This window comes from Primorskyibacter flagellatus, from assembly GCF_900176485.1.
GTDB lineage: Bacteria > Pseudomonadota > Alphaproteobacteria > Rhodobacterales > Rhodobacteraceae > Primorskyibacter > Primorskyibacter flagellatus.
In genome coordinates this window covers 101870-127380 of record NZ_FWYD01000002.1, presented here as the reverse complement: position 1 = coordinate 127380, position 25511 = coordinate 101870, and the positions used below count along the sequence as shown (strand labels likewise).

24 protein-coding genes and 1 riboswitch are annotated in these 25511 nt (G+C 61.4%); of the genes, 11 read left to right on the top strand and 13 right to left on the bottom strand.

Going from position 1 to position 25511, the window contains the following annotated elements:
- Positions 1-153: 153 nt before the first annotated feature.
- Positions 154-1230 carry a PRC-barrel domain-containing protein gene (locus B8991_RS03485; RefSeq protein WP_084350436.1) on the top strand — a complete coding sequence of 359 codons (1077 nt, stop codon included), beginning with the start codon at positions 154-156 and terminating at the stop codon, positions 1228-1230.
- 72 nt (positions 1231-1302) lie between these two features.
- On the opposite strand, the gene smc is transcribed toward B8991_RS03485, so the two are convergent.
- Positions 1303-4758 carry a chromosome segregation protein SMC gene (gene smc, locus B8991_RS03480; RefSeq protein ID WP_084350435.1) on the bottom strand — a complete coding sequence of 1152 codons (3456 nt, stop codon included), beginning with the start codon at positions 4756-4758 and terminating at the stop codon, positions 1303-1305.
- 267 nt (positions 4759-5025) lie between these two features.
- Between smc and B8991_RS03475 the strand changes: the two genes are divergently transcribed.
- Entirely contained in the window at positions 5026-5406 is a 381-nt protein-coding gene (locus B8991_RS03475) for a GNAT family N-acetyltransferase (RefSeq protein ID WP_235866532.1), read from the top strand.
- Between the two features lie 6 nt (positions 5407-5412).
- Here the strand turns inward: B8991_RS03475 and B8991_RS03470 are convergent, their stop codons facing one another.
- The 3 genes from B8991_RS03470 to B8991_RS03460 all read right to left on the bottom strand — a co-directional run bounded on the left by B8991_RS03470 (position 5413) and on the right by B8991_RS03460 (position 6911).
- Positions 5413-5814 (bottom strand): hypothetical protein, encoded by a 402-nt coding sequence (locus tag B8991_RS03470; protein WP_084351111.1) that lies wholly within the window; start codon positions 5812-5814, stop codon positions 5413-5415.
- Between the two features lie 127 nt (positions 5815-5941).
- Positions 5942-6673: a winged helix-turn-helix domain-containing protein gene (locus B8991_RS03465; protein ID WP_084350433.1), complete on the bottom strand. Its 732-nt coding sequence runs from the start codon at positions 6671-6673 to the stop codon at positions 5942-5944.
- Positions 6618-6911 carry a hypothetical protein gene (locus B8991_RS03460; RefSeq protein WP_084350432.1) on the bottom strand — a complete coding sequence of 98 codons (294 nt, stop codon included), beginning with the start codon at positions 6909-6911 and terminating at the stop codon, positions 6618-6620. Before B8991_RS03460 ends, B8991_RS03465 begins: the two co-directional genes overlap by 56 nt.
- A gap of 194 nt (positions 6912-7105) precedes the next feature.
- On the opposite strand from B8991_RS03460, the gene B8991_RS03455 reads away from it, so the two are divergent.
- From B8991_RS03455 to B8991_RS03440, 4 genes are all read left to right on the top strand, one after another.
- On the top strand, positions 7106-7642 hold the full coding sequence (locus B8991_RS03455) for a hypothetical protein (protein WP_084350431.1): 537 nt from the start codon (positions 7106-7108) through the stop codon (positions 7640-7642).
- Between the two features lie 122 nt (positions 7643-7764).
- Positions 7765-8409 carry a ribonuclease HII gene (locus B8991_RS03450; protein ID WP_084350430.1) on the top strand — a complete coding sequence of 215 codons (645 nt, stop codon included), beginning with the start codon at positions 7765-7767 and terminating at the stop codon, positions 8407-8409.
- 88 nt (positions 8410-8497) lie between these two features.
- The gene (locus tag B8991_RS03445) at positions 8498-9610 is read left to right on the top strand and encodes a site-specific DNA-methyltransferase (RefSeq protein WP_084350429.1); all 1113 of its coding nucleotides are present in this window, start codon (positions 8498-8500) and stop codon (positions 9608-9610) included.
- A gap of 99 nt (positions 9611-9709) precedes the next feature.
- Positions 9710-10588, top strand: a complete 879-nt coding sequence (locus B8991_RS03440; protein ID WP_084350428.1) for a DMT family transporter — start codon at positions 9710-9712, stop codon at positions 10586-10588.
- A gap of 6 nt (positions 10589-10594) precedes the next feature.
- Here B8991_RS03440 and B8991_RS03435 read toward each other — a convergent pair whose 3' ends face one another.
- Together B8991_RS03435 and aroC are read right to left on the bottom strand one after the other, a co-directional pair.
- Positions 10595-11539, bottom strand: coding sequence for an AEC family transporter (locus B8991_RS03435; protein ID WP_084350427.1), 945 nt, complete (start codon positions 11537-11539; stop codon positions 10595-10597).
- A complete protein-coding gene (gene aroC / locus B8991_RS03430; protein WP_084350426.1) occupies positions 11532-12656 on the bottom strand; it encodes a chorismate synthase in 1125 nt (374 codons plus the stop codon). The genes B8991_RS03435 and aroC overlap by 8 nt, the downstream gene beginning before the upstream one ends.
- 92 nt (positions 12657-12748) lie before the next feature.
- Positions 12749-12848: riboswitch (TPP riboswitch) on the top strand.
- A 39-nt stretch (positions 12849-12887) separates the two neighbouring features.
- Between aroC and thiB the strand changes: the two genes are divergently transcribed.
- Genes thiB through B8991_RS03415 form a run of 3 tightly spaced genes read left to right on the top strand, consistent with a single transcriptional unit; the run spans position 12888 to position 16046 of the window.
- The gene (gene thiB / locus B8991_RS03425; RefSeq protein ID WP_084350425.1) at positions 12888-13871 is read left to right on the top strand and encodes a thiamine ABC transporter substrate binding subunit; all 984 of its coding nucleotides are present in this window, start codon (positions 12888-12890) and stop codon (positions 13869-13871) included.
- Positions 13847-15364 carry a thiamine/thiamine pyrophosphate ABC transporter permease ThiP gene (locus tag B8991_RS03420; RefSeq protein ID WP_084350424.1) on the top strand — a complete coding sequence of 506 codons (1518 nt, stop codon included), beginning with the start codon at positions 13847-13849 and terminating at the stop codon, positions 15362-15364. The genes thiB and B8991_RS03420 overlap by 25 nt, the downstream gene beginning before the upstream one ends.
- Positions 15351-16046 carry a thiamine ABC transporter ATP-binding protein gene (locus tag B8991_RS03415; protein WP_084350423.1) on the top strand — a complete coding sequence of 232 codons (696 nt, stop codon included), beginning with the start codon at positions 15351-15353 and terminating at the stop codon, positions 16044-16046. Before B8991_RS03420 ends, B8991_RS03415 begins: the two co-directional genes overlap by 14 nt.
- Before the next feature lie 127 nt (positions 16047-16173).
- Here B8991_RS03415 and B8991_RS03410 read toward each other — a convergent pair whose 3' ends face one another.
- The 3 genes from B8991_RS03410 to petA are packed head-to-tail and all read right to left on the bottom strand — an operon-like array spanning position 16174 to position 18897.
- The gene (locus tag B8991_RS03410; protein ID WP_084350422.1) at positions 16174-16971 is read right to left on the bottom strand and encodes a cytochrome c1; all 798 of its coding nucleotides are present in this window, start codon (positions 16969-16971) and stop codon (positions 16174-16176) included.
- 17 nt (positions 16972-16988) lie between these two features.
- A complete protein-coding gene (petB, locus tag B8991_RS03405) occupies positions 16989-18317 on the bottom strand; it encodes a cytochrome b (RefSeq protein WP_084350421.1) in 1329 nt (442 codons plus the stop codon).
- Positions 18318-18327: 10 nt separating this feature from the next.
- Entirely contained in the window at positions 18328-18897 is a 570-nt protein-coding gene (petA, locus tag B8991_RS03400) for a ubiquinol-cytochrome c reductase iron-sulfur subunit (RefSeq protein WP_084350420.1), read from the bottom strand.
- 224 nt (positions 18898-19121) lie between these two features.
- Here petA and B8991_RS03395 point away from each other — a divergent pair, with 224 nt between their 5' ends.
- Positions 19122-19775, top strand: a complete 654-nt coding sequence (locus B8991_RS03395; RefSeq protein WP_084350419.1) for an outer membrane protein — start codon at positions 19122-19124, stop codon at positions 19773-19775.
- Positions 19776-19880: 105 nt separating this feature from the next.
- Here B8991_RS03395 and B8991_RS03390 read toward each other — a convergent pair whose 3' ends face one another.
- From B8991_RS03390 to fsa, 4 genes are all read right to left on the bottom strand, one after another.
- On the bottom strand, positions 19881-20489 hold the full coding sequence (locus B8991_RS03390) for a glutathione S-transferase (protein ID WP_084350418.1): 609 nt from the start codon (positions 20487-20489) through the stop codon (positions 19881-19883).
- A gap of 133 nt (positions 20490-20622) precedes the next feature.
- A complete protein-coding gene (locus B8991_RS03385; RefSeq protein WP_084350417.1) occupies positions 20623-21549 on the bottom strand; it encodes a tyrosine recombinase XerC in 927 nt (308 codons plus the stop codon).
- On the bottom strand, positions 21546-22253 hold the full coding sequence (locus B8991_RS03380) for a DUF484 family protein (RefSeq protein WP_084350416.1): 708 nt from the start codon (positions 22251-22253) through the stop codon (positions 21546-21548). Before B8991_RS03380 ends, B8991_RS03385 begins: the two co-directional genes overlap by 4 nt.
- 240 nt (positions 22254-22493) lie before the next feature.
- Positions 22494-23147 (bottom strand): fructose-6-phosphate aldolase, encoded by a 654-nt coding sequence (gene fsa / locus B8991_RS03375; protein WP_084351109.1) that lies wholly within the window; start codon positions 23145-23147, stop codon positions 22494-22496.
- Positions 23148-23245: 98 nt separating this feature from the next.
- On the opposite strand from fsa, the gene B8991_RS03370 reads away from it, so the two are divergent.
- Positions 23246-25444 carry a primosomal protein N' gene (locus tag B8991_RS03370; RefSeq protein ID WP_412780370.1) on the top strand — a complete coding sequence of 733 codons (2199 nt, stop codon included), beginning with the start codon at positions 23246-23248 and terminating at the stop codon, positions 25442-25444.
- The last annotated feature ends 67 nt before the right edge of the window (positions 25445-25511 follow it).

Sequence of the window (25511 nt, the reverse complement as noted above, 5' to 3'; positions counted from 1 at the left end):
ATTAGTCTGGTGCCGCCCCACTTCAAGCCCCGTCGATGAAGACTTTTTGGCGAACCGCCGAGGAACATTCCCGTCGTCGAGCGTGTTCACCCTCCATAGCCGGGCAGCAAACACATCCTGCTCAGGACGAAATGAATCTGGAGGAAATGAAACATGAATACTCTTCTCGCTACAACAGCCATCGTGATGGCCGGGACATTCCCCGCCTTTGCCGAACAACACAGCATGAGTGGCCCGTTCGTCGACAGCTCTGCCATGGAAACTACGGCTGACCTGCGCGCCTCGCGCCTGATCGGTATGAGTGTCTATTCCACCGAAGACGAAGTCGGTGATGAGGGCATGGTCGATGCCGGAGACAACTGGGAACGCATCGGTGAGATTAACGATGTGATCCTGTCAAGGTCCGGTGACATGGAAGCCGTGCTTCTCGACATCGGTGGTTTCCTGGGCATCGGCGAGCGCACCGTCGCGGTTAACCTGTCGGATCTGAAGCTCGTTTCTGACACAGACGCGGCTGGTGACTTCTTTGTCGTTGTGAACAGTAACCGTGAAACACTGGAGAATGCACCGGAATTCGACACCGACCTGATTGGTGCGTGGAATGCGGCCGAGCGTTCCGGTGAGAATGCAGACGATATGGCTGAAGAAACCACGGAGCAGACTGCTGCTGCCGTTGAAGGCGCTGCAACCGAAGCTGGCGAAAATGCCGAAGGTGCGGTCGTGGCCACAGGTGCCGCGTTGAATGAAGCGGGCGACGAAGTTGCCGAAGCTGGTGACGAGGTCGCCGAATCGGCCGAGGCCGCCGGTCAAGAGATGGAGCAGGAAGCCGACGAGATGGCCGCTGAGACAGACGGCGAGATGGCCGTTGAAACAGAAACTGAGATGGCCGCTGAAACAGATGGCGAGATCATCGATGGTATGACCTACTCGCCCGAAGGCTACATGGCCGTTGATGCGACGACCATGACCGCCGAGCAGATTGACGGTGCGGCAGTCTATGACGGTCGCGACGAACGGGTCGGCGAGATCTCGGAAGTGATCGTTTCGGAAGATGGCAAGATCAGCAACGTGATCCTTGATGTCGGCGGCTTCCTTGGGATTGGCGAAAAGCACGTCTCGATGCCGTTCGACCAGCTGAACCTGCAACAAGAAGATGGTGGTGACGATCTGCGTGTCTACGTCGCGGCGACCAAAGAAGAACTGGAAGCCATGGAAGATTACGAGAAGTGAACCACTTTTGAAGCTAACGAGTAACTTGTTTTAACAGTATCGGCCTCGGAGGAAACTCCGGGGCCCTTTTTGTCAGGCGACCAGTGTTGCTGCCCGCTTCAGATCGACCGATACCAACTGGCTGACGCCCTGTTCCTGCATGGTGACACCAAACAACCTGTCCATGCGGCTCATCGTGACGGCGTGGTGGGTGATGATCAGAAAACGCGTATCGGTTTGGCGGCACATCTCGTCCAGCAAATCGCAGAACCGTGTGACGTTGGCATCGTCCAGCGGCGCATCGACCTCGTCCAGTACACAGATCGGCGCCGGGTTTGCCAGGAACACCGCAAAGATCAGCGCCATCGCGGTCAGGGTTTGTTCGCCGCCTGACAAAAGCGAAAGCGTCGACAGCTTCTTGCCCGGTGGCTGGCACATGATCTCCAGCCCGGCATCCAGTGGATCATCCGATTCAACCATCACCAGATTGGCTTCGCCACCGTTGAACAGATGGGTAAAGAGCAGCCGGAAGTTGCTGTTGACCTGCTCGAAGGCGGTCAGCAGGCGTTCACGCCCTTCGCGGTTCAGGCTGGCAATGCCGTTGCGCAGGGTCCGCACGGCCTCTTCCAGATCCGCCTTTTCGGTGACCAGCGTGTCATGCTCTTCGCGGACTTCGCGGGCGTCCTCTTCGGCGCGGAGATTTACTGCCCCCAACGCATCGCGCTGGCGTTTCAAACGGTTTACATCCGCTTCTATACTGTCGGAATCCGCCATTTTGTCAGGGTCGGCATCCAGCTGTTCGAGCAGCTTTTGCGGCGTGGTTTCCTGTTCGTCCTCGATGCGGTCCGCGGCGGCAGTGGCGGTTTCGCGCGCGGCCTCGGCGCGGGCGTCTGCGCGGGCTCTGGATTCGCGGGCTTCTGACGCAGCGCGCTCGGCATCGCGTTCGGCGGTTTCGGCTTCGCGCAAGGCACCTTCGGCCGTACTGAGCGCATCGGACGCATTCGCCCGGCGCGCCTTCGCCTCGGAAATCGCTTGCGTCAACTCGTCGCGCTTTATGGCGATTTCTTCGGGTGCCGCGCTGGCCTCTTGCAGTTTCTCTTCGGCGGCTTGCTTACGGTCCAGCAATTCCTGACTGCGCGTCTTGGCGGTCTCCAGCCGGTGCCGCCAGCCGCTCAGATCCTTCGTGACCTGTTGGCTGCGCGCCCGCCGGGCCTCGCCCTCACGGCGTATTTCATCATGGGCAGAGCGTCGCGCCATCATGGTCATGCGTGCGGCCTCGACCGTCATCTTGATATCTTCGACCTCGGCGCGGGCGCTTTCCAGATCTTCCAGACCCTGTGCGCCGCGTTCGGCCTCGGTCAATTGCTTGCGCGCAGCAATCGCCTCTTCTTCGTAGCGGGTCACCGCCATGGCGAGGCTTTCCACCTTGCCCTGCGACAGATCACGATCCGCTTCGGCGCGGCTCAGGGCGCGGCTGGCCTCATTGACCTGCGCGTCAGCCTCGCGCCGCGCCTTGCGGGCCTCTTGGTCGGCGGTGGACAGTTCTGCCATGCGGGCAGTCAGCGTTTCATGGGCCGCGCGTGCCCCGTCAACGCGGGCCTCGGCATGGGCGTTTTCCTGTTTCAGTGCCTCAAGCCGGTTCAGCTGCTCCAAACGCAAAGCCGCCGCCGAGGGTGCATCTGCCGCCCAAGCGCGGAAGCCGTCCCAACGCCAAAGGTCGCCTTCAAGGCTGACAAGGCGCTGGCCGGGCTTCAGCAACTTTTGCAGGCGCTGGCCGTCGCCGTCGCCCACCAGCCCGATTTGCACCATTCTGCGTTGCAGAACCTCGGGCACCGAGACGTGGTTGGTTAACGGCGTCACACCTTCGGGCAGGGTCTGTCGCGCGTCATAGTCCGGCAGGGTCGTCCAGCCCGACGGGCCATCGGCGTCAACCTCGGGCGCACGCAGATCGTCGGCAAGCGCCGCACCAAGCGCCTTTTCAAACCCTTGCTCAACCTGCAAACGGTCAAGCACCTGCCCGCCCTCGGCCGTGTCACGTTCCAGCAGACGCGCCAAAGCTGTGACCTCGGCGCGCAACGCGTTTGCCTCGCCCTCTGCCTCGGACCGTTCAGCGCGGGCATCCGCCTCTCGTGATTGCGTCTCAGAACGGGCCTCCTCGGCGAGGGTCAGCGCGGTCTCTGCACGCTCAGCGTTTTCGCGGGCAAGGTCTTCGGCATGGGCGGCGCGTTCCATCGTTTCGTTCGCGGCTTCCATGGCTTCTTTCGCGGCGGTCATGGCGTCGCGCGCACGCGTCGCCTCGCCCTCGTTCTTGTCCAGCGTCTTGCGGCTGTCTTCCAGCAAACGCATGGCGGAATGATGCCGCGCTGCCAGGCGGGCCACGTCTTCGGTGCGTTGCGACAGGTCGGATTCGCGGGCTTGCAGGATTTCTGCCGCTTCATGCGAGGCGGCAGAGGCTTCCTCCAGCCGCGTGTCATGGCCGTCTCCGGCCTTGTCCAGTTCGCGGGCTTCCCATTCCAGTTGCGCGATGGTTTCGCCCGCATCGTGGTTCAGCCCGGTCTCGCGCTCCATGTCCATCATCATCTGGGTGATGCTTCGTTTCAGGGTTTCGATGGCATCCAAAGCCCGCTTTTCCTGATCGGCAAGCGTGTCGCGCTGGACCTGTAGCCGTTGCAGGACAGCTGTGGCGATCGCCTCTTCCTCGCGCAGGGGGGGCAGTCCGGTATCGCGTTCTGCGCGGATCTTCGCGGCCTGACGCGCCGCGGTTTCCGATTGTGCGGCCATAGTGGTGTGTTCGCGCAGAACGGTCTCCGCCTCGGTACAGGCGACATCCGCCTCTTTCCAGCGACGGTACAGCAATAAGCCCTCGGCGCGCCGCAGATCTTCGCCGATGGACCGGTAGCGTGCGGCCTGTTTGGCCTGTCGCTCCAACTGCGCCAAATGGGTGGCAAGCTGTTCGACCACGTCATCGACGCGGGTCAGATTGGTTTCGGTATTCTTCAGCTTCAGTTCGGCCTCGTGGCGGCGCGCATACAGCCCCGAAATTCCGGCGGCTTCTTCCAGAATGCGCCGGCGCGCCTTGGGCTTGGCGTTGATCAATTCGCTGATCTGACCCTGCCGGACCAGCGCGGGAGAGTGCGACCCGGTCGACGCATCGGCAAACAGCATCTGAATATCGCGTGCGCGCACATCCTTGCTGTTGGTCTTGTAGGCGGACCCGACATCGCGCGTGATCCGACGCACGATCTCCAGCATGTCGCTGTCGTTGAACCCGGCGGGTGCCAGCCTGTCGGAATTGTCGATGCTCAGGGAAACTTCGGCAAAGTTGCGCGCCGGACGTGTCGCGGCACCTGCAAAGATCACATCCTCCATCCCACCACCGCGCATGGCAGTCGGACGATTTTCGCCCATGACCCAGCGCAGTGCTTCAAGCAGGTTGGATTTGCCACAGCCGTTCGGCCCCACAACCCCAGTCAACCCATCGGCGATGATCAGGTCCGTGGGGTCGACAAAGCTTTTGAAGCCGGTGAGTCTGAGTTTTGAAAAGCGCAAGACAACGGGTTCCGTGATTCCCTCGTGTCGACCGAGAGTGACGGTTGAGCCGGGGGTGAGTCAAGTGTTGCGCGCTGCATATGGCGGCATTTTGCATTTTGTCCACAAGATATAGATTTTTTGAAAAAACAGCACATCTTGACGCGTGAATTTTTTTATCTTCAAATCCAATAACTTGATGAGTGTAGGATAATGCCCTTCAGGATCAGAGCCGGATCACCGCATGAACCTCAGGCAACCGCGTTGCTGGAAAGCAGTCAGCGGCTTATGCAAGATTTGTTTACAGCCGAAGAAAACTACTACCTGTCAGTCGAGGTTCTGTGTGCGGAGAGTGTCGTCTTTCTGGTCGCTGAGGAAGACGAGCGCATCCTGGGCTGTGTCGCGATGAGACGTATGGACGGCTATGGCGAAATCAAGTCCCTGTTCACCCTGCCAGAAGCGCGTGGGCGTGGCATTGCCGCCGGTCTGGTCAACCGTCTTGAAGAGATCGCGCGCGAGAGCGGCTATCCTTTGCTGCGGCTGGAAACCGGCGATCTGTTGCACGAAGCGCATCGGCTATATGCCCGGCAAGGGTTTGATCTATGTGAACCTTTCGGCGACTATGCAGACACATCGGCGAGCATTTTCATGGAAAAACAGCTGGCCTGACTGCCGTCAACTACGGCGGCACTCCAGTTCCAACTCTGATACGCCGCGACGCCCGGAAAGATACCCGCCCGTCACATCGCAGACATAGCTGCGCCGCTTGCGTGGTTTTGGCGGGGCACGTCCACCATTGCAGGACAGGCCTGCGATCATCATGGCCGGATCGCCCACGAACCAACGGCTTTCGCAGCCGGTTTGCATCAGGATCGCCTCTGCCGCATGTGATGCGATCACCGGAAAGCGGGGAAGAAAGGCGCGGGAGGTGCGCGTAACCTCTACCATCCCGTCGCTGTAACGCAGCAGGAAATGGCTGCCTCCTGCCTCTGCCCGCGTTGCCGGCGCGCCGCGAAAGCCGGGACCGGCCACGTTGCAGGCACTCAGCATAACGAACAGGACAAGCAGAACACGCATGGTCCGATATTTGCGCATCTGCAATTAAGATTGAGTAAAGCCGCATGGTTTTGCGCCCAGGCGTCCACCCTGTGCTTGTGCGAAACCAACGGTAGCACAACCGCTGTCGTTGGACGGCACTGCCCTGTCAGACTACCTTGATCACGGCTTTGTCGATGGTCAGCATATAGCCGCGGCGGGCGATGTTCTTGACCAGCAATTCGCTAACCAGTTGGTTGCCCAGCCCGTCGCGCAACCGTTTGATCCTTGTGGCACCGGCTGCTTCCTCGCAATCTGACGCATCACGGCCAGATATCACCGCCTCGATCTCTGCCCCGGTCATGACATCGTCATCCATGCGCGCCTCTGCCAGCACGCTCAGCGTTTCCATCGCCGCCTCGGTCAGTTTGAACCCCATATTGTTGAGGTAGACGGTCTTTTCCTCGCGGCTGATCAGAAGCGAAGAGACCTGTATGCCCGAGCGTTCAATTTGCGCCATGCGACGGTTCAGCGTCACCAGCATCACCAGAAATACCAGCGCGGCCACAAGCAGGGCCGTGGCGAAAATCAGCAATACGAAGATCACCATCCGGTAGCTGGCAAGCGTTTCGGCGAAGGAGGTGCCGGACTGCGCGAGGATTTCCAGCAGTTTGATCTCTGCCTGCGCGGTCAGATCGTCATTGGCAACGAACAGCTGTTCCACCCGTTCGTTGAACGCGCCCGCATCCGGCAGGGAAGCAAACAGCCAGATCGCCGCCCCAAGCAGCAGGATGACGATGGCGGCTATCCCGCCGATGACGATGCGGGTGCCGGACCGCCGCGCGTCAGTAGCGGAGGTAATACTGTCCGGCACTGTCTCTCCTTTCGGCAAGCCCGACATCGTCGAATACGGACAGGATTGTCAGAAGCGTCCAGCCATCAGCGGCAAGGCGCGGTGTCAGCTGTGCCTGGGCGGCAGATTGCGAACAGGCCCCGGTTATCCGGGCCACACCATAGTGCAGGCGCAGGGGCGCATCGCGTTTGGCCTTGTAATCGGCGTAGCAGTCGGCCTGCGCGGCAGCGGGCAGGGCCAGCAGCAGCGTCAGGATCAATGCGTGAAGGGGGCGGGTATGTGTCATGCGATGAATTCTGCGCAAAGCCCGGCGGCAATTCAATAACCAAGCGAAAAAAGCGTGATGTTATCCGATAGGAAGGGGGCGCTATTGCCTGACTTTCGACCTCGGGGCGAGGGTGAGTTCACAAGCGGTGCCATGCAGGCCACGCCAGCTTAGACCCAAGGACTCGCACGATCCAACCACAAGGACCCCCGTTCATGTCACGCAAATTCATTTCCACCGTTCTCGCCGCCAGTTTGGCCATCACCGCCTTTGCTGCCAAGCCCGTAGAGGCGGCCAGTGAAGAGGATATAGCCCGCATTCTGGCGGGCGCGGCCACTATTTTCATTATCGGCAAAGCGATCCAGAGCAGCCGCGACAATGACAAGGACGACAAGAAGAAGAGCAAATCGCACAAGGACCGCAAAGATCGTGATCGCTACAAACCGCAGAAACACATGTCGGGGAAACACGACCGCTATGATCGCCATGACCATGGCCGTCGGCCTTATGGCAACCGGCCTGCACCGCTGCCGCAACACTGTCAGGTGACCGCCCGCACCCGGAGCGGCCATGAAACCTTGTTCGGTGCACGGTGCCTTGACCGCAGCTATCAAAGCGCAAGACGTCTACCCGGCGAATGCTTGCGCGATGTGCGTTCGTTCCGGGGTGAACGACAGGCCTATAGCGGGAATTGCCTGCGTGCGCGTGGCTACACCACGGCAGGTCGCCAAGTTTGGCACCGCTCGGAATAGGGCGGCGTCGAGCAGGTGCGTGGCCGCACCCCAGCGCCGCGTTCCAAGGGGAAGGGGTCAGGGTCTGGCCCCTTCTTCCGTTTTCCGCTTGGCAAAAACGGCTCCGTGGGGTTCAACAAGCCATGACAAAATCACTTCTATCCCCCGATTATTCCCTTGAGGCCGACGCGCTGAAACGCGGTGCGCGACTGATTGCTGGCGTGGACGAGGTCGGGCGCGGTCCCCTGGCCGGACCGGTGACAGCGGCGGCCGTCATTCTCGATCCCGCGCGCATCCCACAAGGGCTGAACGATTCCAAGAAACTGTCGGCAAAGCGTCGTGCAGAGCTTGCCGCAGAGCTGGCAGAGGTCGCGCAGGTTTCCATCGCCCATGCCACGGTGGAAGAAATTGACGCGCTCAACATCCTGCGTGCAAGCCATCTTGCGATGGAGCGCGCCATTCTGGGCTTGGCGGTTGCCCCCGATCATGTCCTGATTGATGGCAACATGGTTCCGCGTGGGTTGAGTATTTCGGCAGAGACTGTGGTGCGTGGCGATGCGCGCTCCGTCAGCATTGCGGCGGCCTCGATCATTGCGAAAATCTGTCGCGACCGCATCATGTGGGATTTGGCGCAACACTATCCCGGCTATGGTTGGGAGACGAATATGGGATATCCGTCAAAATGTCACAAATCGGCATTGGAAAATATTGGTGTAACCCCACACCATAGACGTTCGTTTAAACCGGTACACAATATCTTGTATCAAGATGAAATGATAAGTGACTGATTCAAAAAAGAAATTGACCACGAATCAGCTTTGACTCATCTTCATAGCCAACCAACGAGCGCAAAAAGCGCCGGGGACAGAGGCAGAGATGAGAACCATGACAAAGAAAAAGGGCGCTTCGGCGCTCCCTCTCAATACGATTCTGGCCGGGGACTGCATCGAGGCGATGAACAGTCTTCCGGAGGCATCCGTGGATCTGATTTTTGCCGATCCGCCCTACAACCTTCAGCTGAAGGGCGATCTGCACCGTCCTGACAATTCCCGTGTGGACGCGGTTGATGACCATTGGGACCAGTTTTCGTCCTTTGCGGTCTATGACGCGTTCACCAAGGCGTGGCTGAAGGCGGCGCGGCGCTTGCTGAAACCGGATGGCGCGATCTGGGTGATCGGATCGTATCACAACATTTTCCGCGTCGGGGCTACCCTTCAGGACGAGGGCTACTGGATCCTGAACGATGTCGTCTGGCGCAAATCAAACCCGATGCCGAACTTCCGCGGCAAACGTTTCACCAACGCGCATGAAACCATGATCTGGGCGTCGAAATCCGAAGGTGCCAAATACACGTTCAACTACGAGGCGCTGAAGGCATTGAACGAGGGCATCCAGATGCGATCCGACTGGGTGCTGCCGATTTGCAATGGCGGCGAACGGTTGAAGGATTCCAATGGCGACAAGGCGCATCCGACGCAAAAGCCCGAAGGCCTGCTGCACCGCATTCTTGTCGGTTCGACCAACCCCGGCGATGTGGTGCTGGATCCGTTCTTCGGCACGGGAACCACGGGGGCCGTTGCCAAGATGCTGGGCCGCGACTGGATCGGGATCGAGCGCGAAGAGGCCTACCGAGAGGTCGCCGCCCGCCGCATCGCATCGGTGCGCAAATACGACCGCGAGGCGCTTCAGGTCAGCACCTCGAAACGCGCCGAACCCCGCGTTCCCTTCGGCCAATTGGTCGAACGTGGTATGTTGCGCCCCGGCGAGACTTTGACCTCGCCATCGGGCAAGATCGCCAAGGTGCGCGCCGATGGCACGCTGATCGGCGATGACGTCAAGGGATCGATCCATCAGGTCGGGGCCCATCTGGAAGGCGCGCCAAGCTGCAATGGCTGGACCTATTGGCACTTCCGTCGCGAGGGCAAGACCGTGTCCATCGACGTGCTGCGCCAACAGGTCCGGGCCGAGATGGTCGAACGCACTCATTAGAATTGAACACCGCCGGTGCCTGTGTTTAACACAAGGCACTCGACTTGACCCCGCCGGTCTGGCGGGGTCTTTTTTCGTTTTCAAGTCTAGGGGCTGAACATGGATCTGCGCGCGATTCTGATGGGTCTGGCCTTTGTGTTCATGTGGTCGTCGGCCTTCACGTCGGCAAGGATCATCGTGGAATACGCCCCGCCGCTCGCGTCCTTGTCGCTGCGTTTTTTCGTATCAGGTGTTATCGGGGTGCTGATCGCGAAAGCCATGGGGCAGAGCTTTCGTCTTACCCGCAACCAATGGCGCGCGACGATCATTTTCGGGGTTTGCCAGAACGCGCTGTATCTGGGGCTGAATTTCGTGGCGATGCAGACGGTGGAGGCGTCGCTTGCCTCGATCATTGCGTCAAGCATGCCGCTGATGGTCGCCTTGGCAGGCTGGATCGTCTTTCGCGACCGGCTGCGTTGGCTTGCGGTTGCCGGGTTGATCGCAGGGATGCTGGGCGTGGCGCTGATCATGGGCGCGCGTCTGCAAGCGGGCGGCGACCTTTGGGGCATCGGGCTTTGCGTCATCGGCGCGGCAGCCCTGACAATTGCCACGTTGTCGGTGCGCGGGGCATCCTCTGGTGGCAATGTGATGATGATCGTCGGTTTGCAGATGTTCGTGGGGGCAATCGTGCTGGCGGTGGCTTCGGCGCTGCTGGAATGGCCGTTGACTGTCGAGATGACGACGCCGCTGATCCTTGCCTTCATCTACACCACGCTGGTGCCGGGTTTGTTGGCAACTGTGGTCTGGTTCTCGCTGGTCAACCATATCGGCGCGATCAAGGCCGCGACATTCCATTTCCTCAACCCGTTCTTCGGTGTCGCCACCGCCGCCGTGCTGCTGGGAGAGGCAATCGGCCCGCTGGACGTTCTGGGTGTGGCGATCATCGCGGCCGGTATTCTGGCCGTTCAGATCGCCAAGCAGCATCCCGGCAAGCCATAGGGCGCGTCACGTCAGCAAGATCAGAAGCCCGTTCAGCGTCAAAAACGCGCCGACAGTCGCCGCCAGCAACGCGAGCGAGGCCAGCCCTTCATGGCCATAATCCTGCGCAATGATCGTATAGATGCCGATCATCGGTACGGCGGCGGAAATCACCACCGCCGTGGCCAGATCCGATGACAGGGCAGGTAGACCGAGCAAAGGAACGGCCAGCACGCATAGTGCCGTCATCGCCGGATGAAGGATTAGCTTGCCAAAGACGATCTGACCGGCAAGCAGACGATTGCCCACAATTGGCAATCCGGCCAATGTTCCGCCAATGACGAAAAGCGCGATGGCACTGGTAGAGGCTGCCGTCATCTCCAAAACGCGGCTAAGGGCGGGGGGAATGGAAACCCCCAGCACCGAGACAACCATACCCGCCAGAAGTCCGATGACGAGCGGTCGTCTCAGAACCGATTGCAATGTCTGCCAGCCGCTTGACCACAGCGACATGCCCTGGCGCGGTCGTGACAGCTCCAGCAGGGCGAAACTGATCGGGACCAGCACGAAATTCTCAACCACCAGGTTCATCGCCAGGATCAGCCCTGCGAGGTCCGGAAAAACCAGCAGCATCATCGGAAAGCCGATATAGGCAGAGTTGGGACAGGCAGAGCCCATCACGGCAATCGCCCGGCGGGCAGGTCCGGTGCCTTGCAGCGTTACGAGGATGTAGACAATTGCAATCGTCGCCAGCCCGCCAAGCGCGAAAACCGCGATGTATGACGGCACGATGACCTCGGCGATCTTGCGCGTCGCCACGGCGTTGAACAGCAGCGCGGGCAGGGCGATCATCAGGACATACTGCCCCAGAACCCGCATGTCCGACGGTTTGAAAACCCGCGCCCTGACGCAGCCATAGCCCAGTGCCACCAACGCAAAGATCGGGAAGGTGATCGCAAAGATGTCAGCCAAGCGTTGGGCCGACCTTGCCGCGCGTCTCGCCGACTTCGCCGCCGATCTGGCCTCGGTGTAACAGGATGTGGTCGAGGATCACGCAGGCCATCATCGCCTCGCCCACCGGTACGGCGCGGATACCCACGCATGGATCGTGCCGACCCTTGGTGATGATCTCTGCTGCTTCGCCCGATTTGGTGATTGTCTGGCGGGTTTTCAGGATGGAAGAGGTCGGCTTGACCGCGAAGCGCACCACGACATCCTGCCCGGTCGATATGCCCCCCAGAATGCCGCCCGCATGGTTGGACGAAAACACCGGCTTGCCGTCATTGCCCATGAAGATCTCGTCGGCATTTTCTTCACCGGTCAGCATCGCGGCAGCCATGCCTTCGCCGATCTCCACGCCTTTGACCGCATTGATGCTCATCATTGCGGCGGCCAAATCGGTGTCCAGCTTGGCATAGACCGGCGCGCCCAGACCGGCGGGGACGCCCTGCGCCACGACCTCGATCATCGCGCCCACGGAATTGCCGGATTTGCGCAACCCGTTCAGATAGTCGGCCCATGTTTCAGCCGTCTCTGGCGAGGGCACCCAGAAAGGGTTCTGGTCAATCTGCGACATGTCCCGCTCGCCCGTGATCGTATGCGGCCCGATCTGCACCATGTAGCCGGTGATCTTCACGCCGGGCGCAAGCGCGTCGATAACGGCGCGCGCAATGCCGCCCGCCGCCACCCGCGCCGCCGTTTCGCGCGCCGAAGACCGACCCCCGCCGCGATAGTCGCGGATGCCGTATTTCTGCCAATAGGTGATGTCGGCATGTCCGGGCCGGAATTTCTCGACGATGTCGCCGTAATCCTTGCTGCGCTGATCGGTGTTTGCGATCATCAACTGGATTGGCGTTCCCGTTGTCTGGCCCTCGAACACGCCGGACAGGATGCGTACCTGATCGGGCTCCTGCCGCTGGGTGGTGAATTTGTTCTGGCCCGGTTTGCGCTTGTCCAGCCAGTGTTGAAGCATCGCCTCGTCCACCTTGATCCCCGGCGGGCAGCCATCCACCGTGGCGCCAAGTGCAGGCCCGTGGCTTTCGCCCCAGGTGGTGACGCGGAAAAGATGGCCAAACGAATTCATGCTCATGGGACGGGCTCCTTTGGGCGTTGGTGTTAGGCCAGAGCCGCCGGACCCTCAAGGGATTTCGCTTGAAACCGGGGCATCGGAGCCTTACCAATCGTTGAGCCTCGGGGTGCCTGCAAAGGCTGAGATGCATGATGCGAACCCGTTGAACCTGACCCGGTTAACACCGGCGGAGGGAAGGTATCGGACACACGCTCCTTATCTTGCCCATCTGCCGCAATAAGGAGGATGCCGATGAAAAAGGCCCTGACATTTGCTGCGGGAATGATGATTGCCAGCACGGCAGGCGCGCAGACGCCCGTGCTGACGGTCTATGCTCCGGATTACTTCACATCCGAATGGGGCCCCGGCCCGTCGATCGAGGCGGGATTCGAGGCGCTCTGCGGCTGTGATCTGCAATACAAGCCCGGCGACCTGCTGCCACGCATCATGTTGGAAGGCGACAAGACCCGCGCCGATGTGGTGATCGGGCTGAACACCGACGTGACGGCCAAGGCACGCGAAAGTGGGCTGTTCGGACCGCATGGGCAGGATCTGTCACCCCTGACGCTGCCAATCGAGTGGGCGGACGAAACCTTCCTGCCGTTCAACTACAGCCAGACGGCCTTTGTCTACGACAAGACGCGCGTGGACACCGCGCCCGACAGTTTCGAGGCGCTTCTCGCCGCGCCGGATGATCTGAAGATCGTGATACAGGATCCGCGCAGCTCGATCTCTGGTCTGGCATTGGTGCTGTGGGTCAAGGCGATCTACGGCGACAAGGCGGAAAGCGTGTGGGAGCAGCTTGCGCCGAAGATCCTGACCGTCACCAAGGGCTGGTCGGAAAGCTACGGCCTGTTCACCGATGGCGAGGCCGACATGGTGCTCAGCTACACGACCTCGCCAGCCTATCACATCATCGCGGAAGGTGACGACACCAAGGTCGCCGCGATCTTTCCCGAAGGCCACTATTTCATGGTCGAACTGGTTGGCAAAATCGCGGCCACCGATCAGCCGGAGCTGGCCGATCAGTTCATGGAATACGTCCTCAGCGAAGAGTTCCAGCGCATGATCCCGACCGGCAACTGGTCGCTGCCCGCCGCCTTGCCAAGGTCCGAGTGGCCCGAAGGGTTCGACACGCTGCCGCTGCCGCAAAAGACGCTGTTCTTTGACGAGGCGGAAGCCGCCACAGTGCAGAAAGAAGCGGTCGAGGAATGGCGACGCGCCCTGTCGCGCTGATCGCCGGGGCACTGGTTGCCGGGCTGACGCTCGGGCCAGTGGCGGCGGTGGCGTGGCGCGCAGGCGTTCTGACGGGGCTGGAGCCGGCCGATTGGGCCGCGCTGCGTTTCACGCTGGTGCAGGCGCTTCTGTCGGCAGCGCTAAGCGTGGCCTTCGCGATCCCGGTCGCGCGGGCGCTGGCGCGGCGCGCCTTTCCCGGTCGCGGCGTGCTGATCGCTTTGCTGGGTGCCCCGTTCATCCTGCCGGTGATCGTGGCCATCCTAGGCCTGCTGGCCGTGTTCGGACGGGCGGGGGTGTTGAACCGTGTGCTTGAGGCGTTTGGGCTGCCCGAAGTCTCGATCTACGGGTTGCACGGTGTGGTTCTTGCACATGTCTTCTTCAACCTGCCATTGGCGACGCGGCTGATCCTGCAAGGGTGGCTGGCAATCCCCGGCGAGCGCTTTCGACTGGCGGCGACGCTGGCATTCACCTCGCGTGATGTCTTTCGCGTGCTTGAGCGGCCGATGCTGGCATCAATCCTGCCGGGTGCCTTCGCGGTGATCTTTGTCATTTGCCTGTCGAGCTTCGCGGTGGCGCTGACACTGGGCGGGGGGCCGCGTGCGACGACGCTGGAATTGGCGATCTATCAGGCGGTGCGGTTCGACTTTGACCTTGCACATGCGGCATCATTGGCGCTGGTGCAGCTTGGACTGGCGCTGGTGGCCGGTCTGGTTGCGCTGCGTCTGTCAGGCGCGGGGCTGGGGGCCGAAGGGATGGACCGGGTCGTGCCGCGCTGGGATGCGGGCGGTACGGGCCTGCGGCTGCTGGATACGCTGTGGCTGGCGCTGGTGGCGCTGTTCCTGCTGACGCCGCTGGGATTGGTGGCTGCGCGCGGCGCGTTGGGCGTGTTCAGCCTGCCGGGGCCGGTCTGGACGGCGGCGGCGCATTCGCTGGCGGTGGCGCTGGGGTCCACGGCTTTGTGCATCTTCTGGGCCATTCCGCTGGCCACACGGCGCGGAGAGCTGCTGGGCCTTGCGGGCATCGCGCTGTCCCCGCTGGTGCTGGGCACCGGATTGTTCCTGATCCTGCGCGCATTCGTCAATCCGTTCTCGCTGGCCCTGCCGGTGACGGGCGTCGTCAATGCGCTGCTGTCGCTGCCTTTCGTCCTGCGCATCCTGAGGCCCGAGGCAGAGGCGTTGCAGCAGGATTTCAGTCGCCTTGGCGGCGCGCTGGGGTTAAGTCCCTACGCGTGGCTGCGCTGGGTCTATCTGCCGCGTATGCGCCGCCCATTGGGGTTTTCCGCGGGCCTGTGCGCGGCGCTTTCGATGGGGGATCTGGGCGTGATCGCGCTGTTTGCCGATCCGGACCGCGCAACGCTGCCCTTGCAGATCTACCGTCTGATGGGTGCCTACCGGATGGATCAGGCCTCGGCGGCGGCGGTCCTGCTCTTGGCGCTCAGCCTTGGGCTGTTCTGGATTTTTGACCGAGGAGGCCGCGCAAATGCTGGTTCTTGAAGATCTGGTGATCGGGGCAGGGGCGTTTCGTGTGACAGCGGATCTAACCCTACACTCCGGCGCGTCCGTTGCCATCATCGGGCCGTCGGGCGCAGGGAAATCGACGCTTCTGGATGCGATTGCCGGATTCCGCAGCCCGCTTTCGGGCCGTATTCTTTGGGACGGGCAGGAGATTACCCGCGATGCGCCGGGCAAACGGCCCGTGGGGATGCTGTTTCAGGACAATAACCTTTTTCCGCATCTTACTTTAACGCAGAACCTTGCGCTTGCGCTGCGCCCGGACGGCCGGCTTGCCAGTGCCGACCACGCAGCGATTGCCGCTGCGTTGGACCGTGTGGGGCTGGCAGGGATGGAAAACCGTCGCCCCTCTGGTCTGTCCGGTGGGCAGATCAGTCGCGCGGCGCTGGCGCGGGTGTTGTTGCAAGCGCGGCCCATCATGGCGCTGGATGAACCTTTCGCGGCACTCGGGCCTGCGTTGAAGATCGAGATGCTTGATGTGGTCGCGCAGGTCGCCGCCGAAATCGGGGCGCTTGTGTTGATGGTCAGCCATGATCCACAGGACGCGATGCGCTTTGCCGGACAGACGGTCTTTGTCAATGCAGGGGTGGCGCAGGGGCCGTTTGACACCGACGCCCTGTTTTCCGATCCGCCAAAGGCGCTGCGCGCCTATCTGGGGCGCTAAAACAACCGGGTCGGCAGAAAAATGGCAGGTGGTACACGGCGCAGGCCTGCGACCCCTTACCAGCACCCGAACGTAAAAAGGCCCCGCGTCAGCAGGGCCTTTCAAACTTTTCAATCCGGAGACGGCTTTAGGCTTCGGGCTTGTGCTTGCCCTTGAGCGGTGCCCAGATGCGCTTGTTGGTGAGATAGAGCAGCACCGACAGAACGGTCAGAAACAGAACGGCAACAAAGCCTGCCTGCTTGCGCGCCATCATTTTCGGCTCTGCCGTCCACATCAGAAAGGCCGCGACGTCCTGCGACATGTGATGAACGGTGTTGTCGTGGCCGTCGTCAAATTCGACAATCTCGTCCGACAGCGGCGGGGCCATCGAAATCCAGCCGCCGGGAAAGGCGGTGTTTTCGTAAAAGATTGTGCCCGCTTCTTCCTTCTCTTCGCCAGTATAACCGTCAAGCAGCGACGCGATGTATTCTGCGCCGCCGATGCCACGGAAGAACTGGTTGATGCCAGAACCATAAGGCCCGTGGAAACCGGCGCGCCCCTTGGCCATCAGCGACAGGTCCGGCGCACCGGCTGCCGTATTGGCTGGGAATTTGTCAACCGGACCCGCGGGGCGGTAATCGTCCAGCTCGGGGTCGAAAACTTCGAAGTTTGCCGCAGCGTAGGCGCGGACCTGCTCTTCAGAAAAGCCGGGTCCACCCTCGTCACCGAGGGTCCGCAGCGGGACGAATTTCAGCCCGTGGCAGGCCGAACAGACCTCGGTATAGACCTTGAGGCCACGCTGGAGCTGGTTCTGGTCATAGCTGCCGAAGGGCCCCTCGAACGAGAAGGCGAAGTCTTCGACATGGCCCTCGGCACCGGCAGCAAAGGCGCTGCCGGTGGTGAGACCCAGGACCGTGACAGCCGCGATGGTGAGTTTCTTGAACATGCCTGTCAGTCCCCTGTTCATTCCGCCGGCGCCGTGTCGGACGGCTTGGCGTAGTGGGCGTTGAAGTCTTCCTCGATCGTCGCGGGCTGGGCACGCGGCTTTTCGATCACGCCAAGCAGTGGCAGGATGACAAGGAAATAGCCGAACCAGTAGGCCGATGCGATCAGCGAGAACGACGCGTAGGGTTCTTCCGCGGGCATCGCGCCCAGCCACATCAGCGCGAAGAAGTCGATGACCAGCAGGACGAACCACCACTTGAACATCGGCCGGTAGCGGCCGGACCGTACCGAGGATGTGTCAAGCCAGGGTGCCAGCGCCATGACGGCAATCGCACCGAACATCGCCAGAACACCGAAGAACTTCGCGTCGATCAGGCCCCCGGTGACGAACGAGGCGATCTGCACGACCCAAACTTCGGAGGTGAACGCACGCAGGATCGCGTAGAACGGCAGGAAGTACCATTCCGGAACGATATGCGCGGGCGTTACCAGCGGGTTGGCTTCGATGTAGTTGTCCGGGTGACCAAGATAGTTCGGCATGAACCCGACAATGGCAAAGAAGATCACCATGATCACGGCCAGCGCGAACAGGTCCTTCATCACGAAATAGGGCCAGAACGGAACCGTGTCCTTTTCCGCCTCGGCCTTCGATGCGCGGCGTACCTCGACCCCGGTGGGGTTGTTGTTGCCGGTCGAGTGGAAGGCCCAGATATGCACCGCCACCAGCGCCGCGATGACGAAGGGCAGCAGGTAATGCAGCGAGAAGAAGCGGTTCAGCGTCGCGTTATCCACCGCCGGTCCGCCCAGAAGCCATGTCTGGATCGGCTCACCGATGAACGGGATCGCGCCAAACAGGCCGGTGATAACCGTCGCACCCCAGAAAGACATCTGGCCCCAGGGCAGAACGTAGCCCATGAACGCCGTGCCCATCATGCACAGGTAGATAAGCATGCCGATGATCCATGTGATCTCACGCGGGGATTTGTAGGACCCGTAATACAGACCGCGGAAGATATGCGCATAGACGGCCACAAAGAACAGCGACGCGCCATTGGCGTGCAGGTAGCGCAGCATATAGCCGCCATTGACGTCTCGCATGATATGCTCGACCGAGGCAAAGGCCATGTCGACATGCGGTGTGTAATGCATTGCCAGAACGATGCCGGTGGCGATCTGCAACACAAGGCAGAACGTCAGAACGATGCCCCAGATCCACATCCAGTTCAGGTTCTTGGGTGTGGGGATCATCAGCGTGTCATAGAGCAAGCCAACGATGGGAAGCCGTGAGTGAACCCACTTCTCGGCCCCGGTGCGCGGCTCGTAATGGTCGTGAGGAATTCCTGACATGGATCTCTCCTTAACCCAGTTTGATCGTGGTATCGTCGACAAATGCGGCGACCGGGACATGGAGGTTCTGCGGGGCCGGGCCTTTACGAATGCGGCCAGCGCTATCGTAGTGAGAACCGTGACACGGGCAGAACCAGCCGTCGAATTCACCCGAACCGTTGCCGATCGGCACACAGCCCAGATGCGTACAGACACCGATCATGACCAGCCATTTGCCGTCCTCATCAAGGGCGCGGTTCTGGTCTGTCGCGGGTACGGGGGCACCATTGCCCAGATTGGGGTTCTGTGCAGTCCGGTCGATCAGCGTGTCCACGTCAACCGCGCGGGCCTCTTCAATCTCTTTGGCAGTGCGGTGACGGAAGAAGACCGGCTTGCCCAGCCATTTCACCGTCAATTGTGTGCCCTCTTCGACACCGCTGATATCGACTTGTATCGACGCCAGCGCGCGCACGTCGGCGGCAGGGTTCATCTGATTGACCATAGGCCAGACTGCGGCACCAGTGGCAACCGCTCCGGCGCCCGCCGTGGCGTAGTAGAGGAAATCCCTACGGGTGCCTTCGTGATCTTCTGCGTGGGACACGAGGTTAACTCCATTCGTTGGGCCTTGAGTGCGGCCAATACGGGTTCTGGCCGCAGCCAAAGGCCGCAGCGTTTCCGAGGGCGTATTTAACGGGGCTAACTAGGGCCGTCCAGAACACAAAATGGGCGGAAGTCGATTAGCGCGGATGTGTCGCGGTTGAGCCGACGCGAAACAGCCTATATGAATGGGTCAATATTCTCCCTCGGAAGGACAGAGGTCCATATATGAAACTGGTGATTCTCTCGGCCGTGGCGGCCCTGTGCCTGGGCGTTGCGCCTGCTTCGGCAGAGATGGAGGTCAGTCTTTATTCCGGCTGGCAAACTGCGCCGCATAGCCGCGCATCGGGCGATCACCCTGATGGCGGTAGCTATAACGCGCTTATCGGCTGGGAAGGCCGCTCCTTCGAGGCACCGCCCTATTACGGTGTTCGCGGCACCTGGTGGCGCGATGAGAAGCTGGGCTTCGGTCTGGAATTTACCCATGCCAAGGTTTACGCGCCTGATTCTGAGAAAGAAGCAATCGGCTTCAACCGGATGGAATTCACCGACGGGATCAACCTGATTACCGTGAATGCCTATCGTCGCTGGCAGAATCAGTGGCGCGATATCACACCGTATGTCGGCGGCGGCATCGGCCTGTCCATTCCGCATGTGGATGTCGAATCGGCGGGCGGCGAAAAGACCTTCGGCTATCAGGTGACAGGTCCGGCGGTGCGGCTTCTGGCCGGCGTCAACTATGATCTGAGCGAGCGTTTTGCCGTGTTTGGCGAATATCAGTTCACCTATTCCAACAACGAGGCCGATCTTGATGGCGGCGGATCGCTTGAGACCGAAATCAAGACTAATGCGCTCAATTTCGGTGTGACGCTGAAGTTCTGATCGTCGCTGCGGCCATGCGCGCCTTATGCAATGCCGCGCGACAGATCGCATTCATGCACAACGCGCGCCGCGCTTGACGCGGCGCCTTTCGGCCCACGGCCCGTGTTACGCTGGCGGGGTTGTCGTCCGCATCGACCCGCGCTCGGCAAAACCTGCATACCACGCCGCCAATGCGTCATTGCCATTGCGCCAGCCGCGCGCTTCGTGACGGAAATCCACATAAGCCAGCGCACAGCCCACAGCGATCTGACCGGCATCAAGCGGCCCGGACAGGTGGCTGATCCAGCGCGCATTCAAGGCCGCGCAGGCATTTTCGATCTTCTCCCATTGCGCATCGACAAACGCATCCATGCGCTGTCCCTCCGGGCGCAGCCGTGCCTCGTAGGTCATCAGCAGTGCCGCATCGGTAATTCCGTCGCCCGTCGCCTCCAGCGTCAGAGTTTCCCAGCCGCGCGCGCCCTGTGGATACAGTCCGGCCTTGGCGCGAGCATCCAGAAAACGACAGATCACCCGACTGTCATACAGCGTGCAACCATCCGGACGCTCCAGCGCCGGCACCTTGGTCAGCGGATTTTTCGCCACAAGCCCTGCTGCCGGTGCCAGAGGTGTGCCGGTTGTGGCCTCCAACGTGACATCTTCCAGCTGTCCGGTTTCATGAAGAACCACCATGACCTTGCGGACATAGGGCGATGTCGGACTGTGATAGAGCTTCATCGGAGAGACCTCGCTGCTCGGCGTTTTGATATACACATCAGCCTAGGCGGGAATCCGGACGGTGGAAACCGGGGCGTATGGATTTTGAGCGCACAGAATCGCGCACTAACTGCAGGATTTTGGGAAAAGGGCGTTAGTGCGCCTTGGGGTGGGCCTTGTTGTACGCGCTCATCAAATGCACAGAATCGACAGATGTATAGGCCTGGGTAGTGGACAGCGATGCATGGCCCAAAAGCTCCTGGATTGCGCGCAGATCACCGCCCGCGGCCAGAAGATGCGTCGCGAAACTGTGGCGTAGCGCGTGGGGTGTGGCCGTGGCGGGCAGGCCAAGCTGCAACCGCAATCCGGCCATAAGCTGTTGCATGCTGCGCGGATTCAGTGGGCCACCCCGAACGCCGCGAAAAACGGGGGCATCCTGGGTCAGGTCGAACGGGCAAAGCCGCAAATACGCCTCTACCGCGTCGCGCGCGGGGCCAATCACCGGAACGATACGCTCTTTGTTCCCCTTCCCGATGATCCGCAGCACATCGCCAATCGGCAAATGTGCAGGTGTAAGGCCAAGCGCTTCGGAAATCCGCAACCCGCATCCGTAAAGCAGTGTCACCACGGCCACATCCCGCGCTGCGACCCAGGGCGTTTGCGACTGTGCCTCAACGGAGGCGATCAGATTGCGCGCCGCATCAACACTCAACGGGCGCGGCAGCTTCTTTTCAAACTTCGGGGCGCGGGTGGACAGGACAGCCGTGGGCTCAAAGCCTTCGCGCTCGCCCAGCCAGCGGTAGAAGGATTTGACCGCCGACAATTTGCGCGCCACCGATCGCGCGCCCACATCCTCGGCACGCAAGCCTGCCATCCAGGAGCGCATTTCCGAAATGCTGATTCGCGTCAGCGGTGCCAGTCCCTGCGGGCCACCTTGATGAAATGTCAGGAACACCAGAAAATCGCGCACATCCGCAGCGTAGGCCGTCAGCGTGTTGGCCGCAGCGCCTTGCAGCGATTTCTGCGCGCTCAACCAGTCCTCCAACGCGTCACGCGCGGCGGGGGACAGGGCCAGTGTCATGCCAGCCAGCGCCGCATGGCGCGCTCGAATACGCCGGCAAAGAAGGCCAGCAGATCAGTGCCTTGCTGCGACGTGAATTGGTTCGCGTCTGTTGCCCCCATGACCAGAAGGCCGGGCAGGCGCTCCTCTCCGAGATCAAGCCGCAGGCAGGCCTCCGACCGGATGGACGCTGCAATGTCTCCGTAAATGCGTGCATCGCCTGTCTGAATGCCGCGCAACGTGACCTGACGCGGGGTGCCGCCGCGTGCGCCGTTCACATAGTCGTCAATATATCCGGGCGCACAGACCGACAGCACGTCGCCAAGACGTTTGACCGCCGCGCCCTCTTCTTCTTGCGCTGTTTCCAGCACCAGCTTGATCCGGTCCACTTGCAGGATTTCCGCCACCGGCCCGCCCAGATCACGCAGGAAGCTTTCGAACCCGGTCGGGTCCAGCATCCGCAAAATCGCGCGATGCACCTGATTTGTGCTGGCCAGATTGTCGTAGGCCGCCGCAATCACCGACCGGTGCGTGTCTTCCAGCCGGGCAAGCTGCGCCTCCAGCCGTTCCATGGCAATGCCGCGCAGATCGACAATATTGCCGCCCATGCTGCGGTCATTCGCGCCGATCAGGGCCTGCATGACATGCTGATCGTCAAGGATCACGTCAGGGCGCGAGATAATCGTCTCCCGAAGGGAGTCGTCGATTTGGGGGCTGCTGCTCATGCGTGCCTCTGGTTTTATGGGTTCCCGAAGCGGCGCGAAGACCAGCCTGCGAGATGCCGATTTTTTCGGCTTGTCCCTCTGGTTTCCCCGCAATGGGCCAATGTGTCAACTGCGGGCACCGGTTTCGGCCCATGTCCGCCCGAAACCGGCGCGCCTGAGTCACACTTGTCGGATTTACAACGAAAAAGCGCCGCGACGGTAGGACCGCGCGGCACCGATAAGTCAGTCATATCGACCGGCTCAGACGATCTTGATGCCCGCCTCTTTGGCGTCCTTGACGAACTGGTCCAGACCCTTGTCGGTCAGCAGGTGGTTGGCCATCGCCTTGATCACATTTGGCGGGGCGGTCGCCACATCGGCACCGATCTTGGCGCATTCGCTCATGTGGTTGGCAGAGCGGATCGACGCGGCAAGGATATTGGTCTCATACCCGTAATTGTCATAAATTTCGCGGATGTCGGAAATCAGGTCCAGCCCGTCTAGGTTCAGGTCGTCCAGACGGCCGATGAAGGGGCTGATGAACGTCGCCCCCGCCTTGGCCGCCAGCAACGCCTGATTGGCCGAGAAGCACAGCGTGACGTTGACCATCTTGCCCTCGTCCGTCAGCACTTTGCAGGCCTTGAGGCCGTCCCACGTCAGCGGGACCTTGACGGCGATGTTGTCGGCGATTTCCGCCAGCTTGCGACCCTCGGCAATCATGTCATCGGCCTTCAGTGCGATGACCTCGGCAGAAACCGGGCCGGAAACCATGTCGCAAATCTCTTTGGTGACTTCCAGAATGTCACGCCCGGATTTCAGGATCAGCGAAGGGTTGGTTGTGACCCCGTCTATCATGCCCAGGTCATTCAGTTCGGCGATGGCGTCGGTGTCGGCAGTGTCTACGAAGAATTTCATGGAGGCACATCCTTGGTTGGCTTGGCTTTCGATTGCGGCTGTCATACCCCAAGCAGGGGGCAGAGAAAAACCCCTTTCGGTCAGCGCTAACATTAAGGATGGTCATGGAGGCTGGGTATTTCGACGAAGGCGCGCTGGTGGGGGTGCTGACGGCACAACCGCTCGACCGGGTTCTGGACTACCGTGCGCCCGAAGGTGGCTGCCAGTTGGGTGCGTTTGTCGAGGTGCCACTGGGGCCGCGCAAGGTATTGGGTGTTGTCTGGGGGTCGGGCAAGGGCGACTGGGACATCGCCAAGGTGCGGCAGGTCATCCGCGTGCTGGATGCCGCCCCGATGCGCGACGAGCTGCGTGCCTTTCTGGAAAAGGCCGGTGATTACACGCTGACGCCGATGTCGGCGATGTTGCGGCTGGCGACACGCGCGCCGGGGCTGGGCGATCCGCCGTCGATGCGCAAGGTCTACCGGCTGGGCCATGCAGAGCCTTCCCGGATGACCGATGCGCGCCGCCGCGTGCTGGAGGCTTTGCGCGAGTATGGCGGGCTGTCCTTCACGCTCAAGGAACTGGCCGAGATGGCGGGGGTTACCACCAGCGTCGTCAAGGGTCTGGTCACGCAAGGGGCGGTTGCCGAAGAGAACAGCCCTCGCGATCTGCCTTTTCCGCGGCTGGACCCGGATCTGGGCAGCAAGGAGCTGACCGGCGATCAGGCGGCAGCGGCTGAAACGCTTCGGGCAGGCGTGGGGTCCGGCAGTTACGGGACGGTCCTGCTGAAAGGTGTCACCGGGTCCGGCAAGACCGAAGTGTATCTGGAGGCCGTCGCCGAATGCCTGCGCCGGGGGCGTCAGGCGCTGGTGTTGCTGCCGGAAATCGCGCTGACGGCGGAATTCCTGACGCGCGTGCAGGCGCGATTCGGCGCGCAACCGGCCGAGTGGCATTCCGGTGTGACCATGACCGAACGGCGCCGGGTCTGGAAAATGATCGGGCAGGGTGGCGCACAGTTTGTAGTTGGCGCGCGCTCTGCATTGTTCCTGCCGTTCCGCGATTTGGGGCTGGTGGTGGTCGATGAGGAACACGACACGTCCTACAAGCAGGAAGAGGGCGTTCTGTATAATGCCCGTGATATGGCCGTGCTTCGGGCCTCGCTTTGTGGGGCGCGAGTGGTGCTGGCCTCGGCCACGCCATCGCTGGAAAGCTGGGCCAATGCTGACGCGGGCAAGTATGACAAGGTTGAACTGACCTCGCGCTACGGGCCCGCCGTGATGCCGGAAATGCGCAGCCTGGACATGCGGGCGGAAAAACTGCCGTCGGATCGCTGGATTTCCACCGCGCTGCAATCGGCAGTGAATGCGCGGATCGAGAAGGGCGAACAGGCGCTGTTGTTCATAAACCGGCGTGGCTATGCGCCCGTCACGATTTGCCGGGCCTGCGGGCATCAGATCGGGTGTGATCATTGCGACGCGCGGATGGTCGAGCACCGCTTTCTGAAACGCCTTGTCTGTCATCAATGCGGCGAGACCAAGCCGATGCCGGAAATCTGCCCCTCTTGCGAGACAGAGGGACGGCTGGCAGCGGTCGGACCGGGTGTGGAGCGGCTGACCGAAGAAGCGGTAAAGCTGTTTCCGGACGCGCGTGTGGCAACGCTGTCGTCGGATATGTTCGGATCGGCCCGTGCGCTGAAGGCCGAGATCGAGGGGATTGCGCAAGGCTCTGCCGACATCATCATCGGCACGCAACTGGTGGCCAAGGGGCACAACTTTCCGCTTTTGACGCTTGTGGGCGTGATTGATGCGGATCTTGGACTGCAAGGGTCGGACTTGCGCGCGGCGGAACGCACATTTCAACTGATGCGTCAGGTTGCGGGCCGGGCCGGGCGGGCCGAGAAGTCCGGGGTGGCGCTGCTCCAGACCTACCAGCCCGAACATCCGGTGATCCGCGCGATCCTGTCGGGCGACGAGGAAGGGTTCTGGAAGGCCGAGGCGGGCGAGCGCCGTCATGCGGGTGTGCCGCCTTACGGGCGAATGGCGGGGATCATCCTGTCCTCGTCGGATGTGCAGGAGGCATTCGACCTTGGCAACGCATTGGCCCGGCAGGATGCGCCCCTGCGCCGTATCGGGGCGCAGGTCTTCGGCCCGGCCCCGGCCCCCATCGCGCGGGTCCGTGGGCGGCACCGCGTGCGCTTGCTGGTCAAGGCCGACCGTGGCACGCCGCTGCAAACAGCCCTGCGGCAATGGGTGGGGCAGTTCCGCCTGAAAGGCGACATGCGGCTGGCGGTGGACATTGATCCGCAAAGTTTCTATTGAAACTTCCGCCATTCATCCGATGACTACGGGCAAGCGCGCCACTTTGCGCGGGTTTGTACGCCCGCCA